The organism is Candidatus Syntrophosphaera sp. (assembly GCA_019429425.1).
GTDB lineage: Bacteria > Cloacimonadota > Cloacimonadia > Cloacimonadales > Cloacimonadaceae > Syntrophosphaera.
Window position 1 is genome coordinate 21750 of record JAHYIU010000019.1, and the last position, 8171, is coordinate 29920.

7 protein-coding genes are annotated in these 8171 nt (G+C 57.1%); all 7 read right to left on the reverse strand.

From position 1 onward, the window contains the following. Positions 1-1314 precede the first annotated feature (1314 nt). Positions 1315-2796, reverse strand: a complete 1482-nt coding sequence (locus K0B87_03290; protein MBW6513765.1) for a DUF3987 domain-containing protein — start codon at positions 2794-2796, stop codon at positions 1315-1317. Between the two features lie 340 nt (positions 2797-3136). Then, the gene (locus tag K0B87_03295) at positions 3137-3889 is read right to left on the reverse strand and encodes a tRNA threonylcarbamoyladenosine dehydratase (protein ID MBW6513766.1); all 753 of its coding nucleotides are present in this window, start codon (positions 3887-3889) and stop codon (positions 3137-3139) included. Beyond that, a complete protein-coding gene (locus tag K0B87_03300) occupies positions 3886-4620 on the reverse strand; it encodes a TatD family hydrolase (protein ID MBW6513767.1) in 735 nt (244 codons plus the stop codon). The genes K0B87_03295 and K0B87_03300 overlap by 4 nt, the downstream gene beginning before the upstream one ends. Further along, a complete protein-coding gene (locus K0B87_03305) occupies positions 4617-5663 on the reverse strand; it encodes a CDP-glycerol glycerophosphotransferase family protein (GenBank protein MBW6513768.1) in 1047 nt (348 codons plus the stop codon). The genes K0B87_03300 and K0B87_03305 overlap by 4 nt, the downstream gene beginning before the upstream one ends. Position 5664: 1 nt before the next feature. Further along, complete coding sequence (locus K0B87_03310; protein ID MBW6513769.1) at positions 5665-6714, reverse strand: hypothetical protein; 1050 nt, start codon at positions 6712-6714, stop codon at positions 5665-5667. Further along, complete coding sequence (locus K0B87_03315) at positions 6711-7733, reverse strand: glycosyltransferase family 9 protein (protein MBW6513770.1); 1023 nt, start codon at positions 7731-7733, stop codon at positions 6711-6713. Before K0B87_03315 ends, K0B87_03310 begins: the two co-directional genes overlap by 4 nt. Next, positions 7730-8171 (reverse strand): hypothetical protein (locus K0B87_03320; protein ID MBW6513771.1); only part of this gene is annotated, 442 nt, incomplete at its 5' end. The genes K0B87_03320 and K0B87_03315, both read right to left, overlap by 4 nt.

Sequence of the window (8171 nt, forward strand, 5' to 3'; positions counted from 1 at the left end):
ATTCAATTCCAAATAAGAATAGAGGCCAGCTTGGAGTTCAAAGCCGCGCAGATGACCCTGGGCGAATAACCCAGTGGGGAGGGTATGCCACGCTGGAGTCGAGCCTGCCTGCCTCTCAGTTTTTACTCAAACAACGCAAAGCTTCGCAAAGGCGGGCATGGACTCCAGCAATGGCTCTGGCTCATATTTTCGCAACGTCGTGCGACATTACGTAGGGGCGGACGCCGTTCCGCCCTGTACTTTATTCCTGGAGTCCATGCGAGCCGGAAACAAAACTGGGGTATTGAACAAGAAAATTTGCTGGCCGGCCCGCTCGACTCCAGGGATCCATTCACCAAAACACCAAACACCACCAAACCCCAAAGGCTTGGGGCTTGGTTACCTCTTGCGGTACAGCGCTTTAACCAACCAAATCACAAAACCCAAGGGTCTCTATGGCCCCCCGGGAGTTTGGATGGTTTATATTATGATTAGAACAGCTATAATACAGTCTTATATATAGATATATAGTATATTTATTATATAGTAATATATTTTTATATATCTACATATCATATCTCATCCTGCACTCCACACCTTCCTCTCCCCTGCCTTTCCTTCACCCTACGACTATCTGTCCAGCATCTCATCCAGGACTGGAAACACCGGTTGGGATTGAAACTCTGTAGCCGGAGGATTCCGATCCTCCGCATGAATAACAAAGGAAAAGGGCAGAGCTTTGGAAAGCTCTGGCTACACCTCACTCCGCATCTGTAGCCGGAGGATTCCGATCCTCCGCTTTTCTGCATAATGATCGTGGGAAATGGTTGCAGAGCTTTGGAAAGCTCTGGCTACACCTCACTCCGCATCTGTAGCCAGAGGATTCCGATCCTCCGCATGAATAACATGGGAAAAGGCAGAGCTTTGGAAAGCTCTGGCTACACCTCACTCCGCATCTGTAGCCAGAGGATTCCGATCCTCCGCATGAATAACAAAGGAAAAGGCAGAGCTTTGGAAAGCTCTGGCTACAACCATCAAGTCCCAGCTATGATCTGTGCCCCCTCCCGGGCTCTTTCAGCCCGATCCCACTGCTATATTTCCGGGGGGGGGTATAGAGACCCTGGGGTTTTGTGATTTGGTTGGCTAACTCACTGTTCCACAACGCTTCACCGAACACCAAGCCTTTGGGGTTTGGTGGTGTTTGGTGGGTTTGGTGAATGGATCCACAGGTAAAAAAAGGGGACAGGCAAGCCCGTCCCCTCTGTTGGTTGATTTTACTCCATCTTCACTCCCGTTTCAGCCACCACAACCCAAGGCCAGCACATCCTATCAGCCTCATCTTCCCTGGCGATGCGAATCCAGGATCTCCCTGGCGATCACATACACTTTGGCGCTGAGATGGTTATTGGACTTTTGGGTCTGGACGCTTATGGCGCCGCGCTCGATGAGGTTTTCGACCAGCTCGCTGAACTCCCTCTTTTTCATGTGGGCGGCGTTCATGAGCTGGGTGTGGGCGGCTCTGCCTCCGTATTTGTTGATGATGAGGTCCACCAGCTTGCGTTCGCCGGCCAGCTTATCCTGCTCATCCATGATGGAGAGGAGGGGCCGCACGTTGCGCATGTAGAAGTCGCACATATACATGGCCTGGCGGGCGTCCTCCTCGCTGACCTTGAGATCCCTCAGCAGCAGCGGCAAACGCCCGTTACGCCAGTATTCCGGCATCTGGGCGCTGATCCCCGAAAGGGCCCCGATGATGCAGAACTTGAACCAGTAGGCGTCGTAGAGCCTGGTGAAATAGCTCATCAGGACGTCGTTGTTCCGCCGGAAGTAGTAGTGATAGCGGCGCTCGTATTCGCGGTTGCGATATTCGATCGCCTCGGGAGCCAGTTCCAGCCTGGTTCCGGCAGGTATCCCCCGCCAGGGGGTGAAGACGTTGCGGTCGAACCAGGCCAGCTTCTTGGGCAGATCGGCGTTTTCCCTGATGCGCAGGTCGATCTCCTCCAGATTCACTCCGCGCACCACATAGAAGAGGAAGCGCTGGAGGAAGCCGGAGAGCAGATCGGGGCCGTTTTGGACGTTCTGGTAGAGCCAGCCCTCGGTGGTGGCCGCGGCGATGGAGAGGGCGGGATTGATGATGCGCTCCATCCGGTCCATATTCATCTGGCTGCGGCTCTCCCCGTCGAAGAGCTGGGTGAGGCTCTGCTTGTAGCTCTGGTTGTAGGATTTGTTCATTTCCTGCAGGGCGGAGGCCAGTTCGTGGTGCACGAAAAGGCGGCTGGAATTGAGGGCCAGCATGCTGTAGAGCTTGGCCAGGGTAACGCTGTCCAGGCGCATGGTGTCCCGCTCAAACTCCTCCACGGGCCCGCTCAGCAGGGGATCCTCATAGGGCCGGATGGTGTAATCCGCGAACCGCAGGGCCGTGGTCTTCCGCGAGAAGCTGCTGGGCCCAAGCAGGCAGCTCCAGATGTTCGGGAAGATGGGCACCGAGTTGTTCACCATGCAGATCCGGTTGCCCAGATTCACGGCGCAGAAAGGCAGGAAGGCGGTGAGCAGCAGGCCCGGGCGAGCGTCGGTGCATTTCGTGGTCAGCGCAAGATATTCCTGCAGGATCCAGGGCAGGCGCCCCACTTCCAGGGGCACTGAATCCTTGTGACCAAAAAGCTCCAACAACTCGTCCGTGAATTCCTCATCCCCAGACGCCTTCGCGGCCTCTTCCCGTTCGTTGTTGATGGTGTGGGTTCCGCCCGCGGGCTCTTCCCCGGGATGGGGAGTGTAGCCTGCGTAAGGCTGGAACATGGTTTTTTCGTGTAGATCCATATTTTCCTCCTTTATGAATTTCTGGATCGGAGGCTGGATTTCGCCTGCGAGAATCTTCCCTCCAATTATAGTGGGTTACTCTTAGGTGTTTTTTGGCTGTTTTTGAGAAAAAAGTTTTATCCCTGCCACGTAAAGTCATTGATTTCCAGCGGAAAATTTTTTTTGGTGTGAAAGCGTTCTTTAAATGTTTGGAATATTAGCGGTATTTATCCCAGAGGGGTGAACATATGGGGAAAACTCAGGCCTGATGGGCTCTGGAGGAGGATCAGCATTGGGGAGAGGATTTGGATACGGGGGATGGGATGGAGCGCCTGAATCCCCATCCCGGATGAAGATAAGATCAGTAAGCCGGATCCGGTGGCTGGCTGGCGATCTGGCTGATCACCCAGGACGCGGCTGTCATGCCCATGATGGCGGGCATGTAGCTGAGCGAGCCGATGGTCTGGCGCTGCCTGCCGCGCTGGATGATGATCTCGTCGGGGCTGTTTTCGTCCTCCTCTGGTTTGCGGGGAGGTTCGGAGGACCAGACGCAGGGGAAATTGGCCTTGATGCCCCTTCTGCCGAGGAATTTGCGCACCCGGCGGGCGAGGGGGCAGGCGTGGCTTTTGTGCAATGGGGTGAGGTGGATGCGGCTGGGATCGAGGCGGTTGCCCGCGCCCATCACGGAAACGATCTTCAGGCCTTGCTCCGCGGCGTATTCCAGCAATCCCACCTTGGGGCCGAGGCTGTCGATGGCATCGATGTAATAATCGCAGCCGGGAAGCAGTACCGCCCGGTTGGCCTCGTCCAGAAAGACCTGGTGGGTGGCCACTTCCGCCTCCGGGTTGATGGCCAGGATGCGCTCTTTCATCACCTCGGTCTTGGGCCGGCCGATGGTTTCTTGCAAAGCGATGATCTGGCGGTTCAGATTGGTCTGGCCCACCGTGTCGAAATCGATCAGGGTGAAACGCCCGATCCCGCTTCTGGCCAGGGCTTCGCAGGCGTAGGACCCCACTCCGCCGAGCCCGATCACGCAGACGTGGGTCCTTTTCAGGGCCGCCATCGCCTCGGTGCCGACCAGAATCTCGGTCCGGTTGAACTGATCCCCGCTCAGGCTCTGCCTCCCAAAAGCTTTGCCAGAGAGGCCGACTGCCCCCGCTCCAATTCCGCCTTCTCCAGCTTGAGGACCTCCGCGGTGAGGCAAAAGAGGCCCACCAGCCGTAACAGCGGGTTGGGCTCGTTGTCCTTGACGTAGTAGCGGGTGATGTCTGTCTCGAAGAGATAGGCTCCGCTGGCCACGATCTCGCGCAGGAGGGTGAGTTTGTCCGGGCGGAGGATGCGTTCGCTGATGGTGAAAAAGCTGTCCAAGCGGGCCAAGAGGCGGTATCCTTCCAGGCTGCCCGCGTAACTGTGGACGAGGTAGCGCAGGGGATAATTTTTAAGGATCTCGTAGGCCTGCTGTTGGAATCCGATGATATGCAGCACCACGGGCAATTTGTATTCCGCGGCCAGGTCGAGCTGGGCGGCCAATACCCCTTTCTGCCAGTCCAGATCAGGATTTCCGCGATCCAAGCCGATCTCCCCCACCGCCCAGATCTGGTTTTCCTCGCAGAGAGCGGAAATGTCGGCCAGTTCGAGGTCACAATCCTCAAAATTGGGATGGATCCCCGCGCTGACCAGGATCTCCGGGTGGGGGTGTTGAATGTGGTAGGCTATCTCACTCTTGCTCAGAACAGAGGATAAAAACCGGATGATCCCCTTCTGTTTGGCCTCTTCCAGCAAGGGTTCCAGAGGCATCAGCTCATTGAGGTTGGCCAGGTGGCAGTGGGCGTCGGTCAGCTTCATTTTGGCTCCCCGAGCAGCTTCAGGATCTCCGCCGCGGCGCGTTCCCCGGCCTTGCCGTCCAGTTCGTCGAACATCACCCGATTGGCCTCAGACTGGCCTTGCTTGAGCAATTTGGGCTCTTTGAGCAGGCGATCGACGGCGGCGGGGAGTTCCTCAAAAGATTTGATCCGCAGGCTGATCTGGCTTAGCAATTGGTCGATCTCAGGCAAGCTGCGCCGCCCTTTGACCGTCCGGAAAGTGATCAGCGGCTTGCCCAGGGCGCTGCAATCCGCCAGCAGCGAACTGGTGTCTCCGATCACGACGTCCGCCAGCAGTATGTAAGGAATGAGGTCGGCCCCGCGGACAAAGCAAACCCCGGGAGTGGAGCGGATGTTTTTCCTGTATTCCCGGTCCGTCCAGGGATGGATGGTGGCCAGGATGTTGTAGCGGGGGGTCAGTTCGGCCAATCTGTCATGCCAGTGGCGCAGCGCGGACATTCCGCTTTTGTCCCAAGTGGCGGTGAAAAGGAGGGTGGGCCTATGGGGATCGAGCTTCAGTTCCCTGCGCAGGCCGGTTATGGCGTCCTCTGGAAGAGAACCGTTGAAAACCGGATCCAGGCGGGGAAAACCGACCGCCTTGCCGACCTTGACGCCGATCTCTTCGGCCGCGGCCAGATCCGCCTGGCTGGTGAAGAGATAGAGGTCGAATTGGTTGTAGTTGGCAGCTTTGGAAAGGCGTTTGAAGTGGTAGGCGCCGTGCCGCAGGCCGATCCTGAGCATCCTGGAGCAGGGGAATTTATGGGTGGCGTGGCGGCACATGACCAGCGCCCGGGGAAAGATCAGGCCGCGTCTGGCCTCGATCCCCAAGTTCCGCAAAGCCTGCCTGACCTTGGGATCGGAGGCAATGTAGGTGACATCGGGGAGGTGTTTGCGCACAGGCTCGAAGCAGTGAAAATCGACCATCTCCGCGCAGTAGAAAGCAAGTTGCGGCTGTTTGCCGAAGCGTTGGGCGATCCGCCACAGCAGTGAATACGGAAGCGAAAACAGAGTGCCGCTGAGGACCATGTCAGGCCTGGCCCTTTTTCTTCAGATATGTTGCCAGTCCTCTGGCGATGAGGGATTCAACGGGCAGATTTTCCTTAACGAAGGTCCAATCTCCATTTCTAGCCGTGAAATATCCTTCCGCCTTGACGATCACGTTGATCCCAAAATGCAGGGCCTGGAACTCAAAGAGGCAGAATCCCCCCTCCCGGGTTCCGACATCGAGGGACAAGAAGGGTGTGTCCAACTTTTCATAGATTTCCCGGGCATAATTCAGCAGAGCGGGATCGGGAACGGTTGAAAAAGTGAACTTTTTGGCCCCGCTGGCCCGGAAATCGCCTTTTCTGGTGAGGCGCTTGGAGACATAGTAGCGCTCGCCGAAGATGATCACGCGGTGGTCGTATTTGAGATCGGGGACAAATTCCTGCAGGATAAAAGGGATCTCCGGCGTCTTGTAGTCGATATAGGCATCCGTATCCTGTTTCCCGGTCAGACCCGGATAGTGGGGGAACACTTTGCTGTTCCGCAACAGCCTGCGGCGAAGGAAATCAAGCTTCATAGGGAGCGGTGCTCCCCGCTCCAGCTTCCTGATCCGGCGGAGCAATTCAGTTTCAGCGGCAATCAGGAAAACACCCCGGCTGTTGGAACCCTGCCTGGTTTTAAGCACCACGGGATAATTGATCTGGTAGGAAGGCAATTCCCTCTTGCTGCTGAGATAGATTGACCAGAGGCTGGAAATCTCCGTTCTTTGGGCATGGATCTGGGCAAAGCCCTTGTTTTCGTGGCAGCGCAGTAATTCGTAGGAAGGGATGACGGTCTTGCCAGAGTCTTGCAGGGCTGAGACCAGATCGTGGATGTATAGCCTGAGGTTTTCACGTTGGCTGAAAGTGTAGAATACCACATCCCGGGTCAGGTCCTGAGTGGAATTGACGACCTCGTGGAAACCGTGCTCTTCAGCTTCGATACCCAATTGTCCCAGTTGTTCGATGAGCGCCCCGGTATCCATGCTCAGCCAGGGTTTGCGGGTCTGCCCGAAGAAGCGGCCGTAGCCGGTTAGCAAAGTGATCCTGATCATGGGTTCAACATCTCCAAAGCGTTATTCAATACGGATTCCGGGCTGATCCGGGTCATGCAGCCAAAATGGCCCCGGGGGCAGCGCTGATGCCCGTGTTTCCCGCAGGGGCGGCAATCCAGATCCATCTCGAGCACCCGGTCCCCCTCGCGGTAGGGGAAGAACCCGAACCTCTTCACGGTGGGGCCGAAGATCGCCAGAACCGGCGTCTGAACAGCGTTGGCAAGATGCAGCGGGGCACTGTCGTTGGTGATGAGCAGGCGGCAGTTTTTGATCAGCCAGGCGGAGCCAGGCAGACTCAGTTGGCCGGCCGCGTTGACCGCCTCCACCTGGGAATCCGTGATGATCTTCCCGCAGAGGCCGGCATCATCTTCACCCCCGATGAGGACAGGCTGAAATCCTTTGGCGACGAGGCCTGACAGCACCTGGGAATAATAGCGGGACGGCCAGCGTTTGGTGGCCCAGACCGAGCCGGGCGCGATTCCCACCAGTCTGGCCGGATCCAGTGAATTCTCTTTGATAAATTCATCAACCTGGTTTTGGCCCTCAGCAGGGATGAACATTTCCGTCTGATGATCGAACGGCTTGCCGGACAGGGGTCTCAGCAGTTCAAGGTTGCGCCGGACGACGGGCATGCCTTTGGCGACCCTGACCACGTGGGTTGAGCCTTTCAACCTGGGAAAGCCGATCCGGACCGGTATGCCGGCCAGGATCATGATCAGGGTGGTGGAAAAATGCACATGGGGCGAGAGCGCCAGGTCATAGCGGTTTTTTCTGAGCCGGATGAGCAGTTTGACCAGACCCAAGATCCGCTTCCAGGGATCGCGTTTGTCCCAGGTGTAGACCTGGCTGATGTAGGGATTACCGGAAAAGACGGAAGCGGTTTGGGGAATGGCCACGAGGTCAAGCCGCGCCTGGGGATAAAGGTTTTTAAGAGCCCGCAGCACGGGGGTGCTGAGGATGGCGTCGCCCAAAAAGGCCGTATTGAGGTAAAGGATCCTGTTGGGAGTGGCGCTGTTCATCTGCCTGAAGGGCTTTTGCGCGCACGGACCAACCGGTAATTATGGAAGGTGCCGATCTGCCGGCCTCCCAGCAGATGGCGCTCGATCCAGCTGAGGAATCTAACCCGCGGAAGTTCGTGTTTATGGGGTTTCCGGTCCACCCGGGGTTTTCCGCCCTGCTGCAACATATCTTTCCAATCCAGGGCCGCTATCTTTTCCCGCATCACAGCGGGGTGGCTGCCCCGATAGGCCGAGATCAGGTTCATCGGGCCATAGTCGTAGTATTCGGGCTGCGAGTCATAATAGCTCTGCGCCTTCTCCTGGCCCCAGTGCACGGAGTGGAACACCCGGCATTTGTTCTTCATCAAATGTGGCGGGCGCACCCAGCCATAGTGGTAGATGTCCGCGTCCACCTTGGCCACGCGGAGTTTGCGGGTCCCCGTTGGCTGGCGGGGGCTT

Bases quoted from the DNA above. Each gene is read 5' to 3' on its own strand.
- K0B87_03290 (MBW6513765.1), bottom strand. From the start codon at position 2,796: ATGGATCTACACGAAAAAACCATGTTCCAGCCTTACGCAGGCTACACT.
- K0B87_03300 (MBW6513767.1), bottom strand. From the start codon at position 4,620: ATGAAGCTGACCGACGCCCACTGCCACCTGGCCAACCTCAATGAGCTG.
- K0B87_03305 (MBW6513768.1), bottom strand. From the start codon at position 5,663: ATGGTCCTCAGCGGCACTCTGTTTTCGCTTCCGTATTCACTGCTGTGG.
- K0B87_03310 (MBW6513769.1), bottom strand. From the start codon at position 6,714: ATGATCAGGATCACTTTGCTAACCGGCTACGGCCGCTTCTTCGGGCAG.
- K0B87_03315 (MBW6513770.1), bottom strand. From the start codon at position 7,733: ATGAACAGCGCCACTCCCAACAGGATCCTTTACCTCAATACGGCCTTT.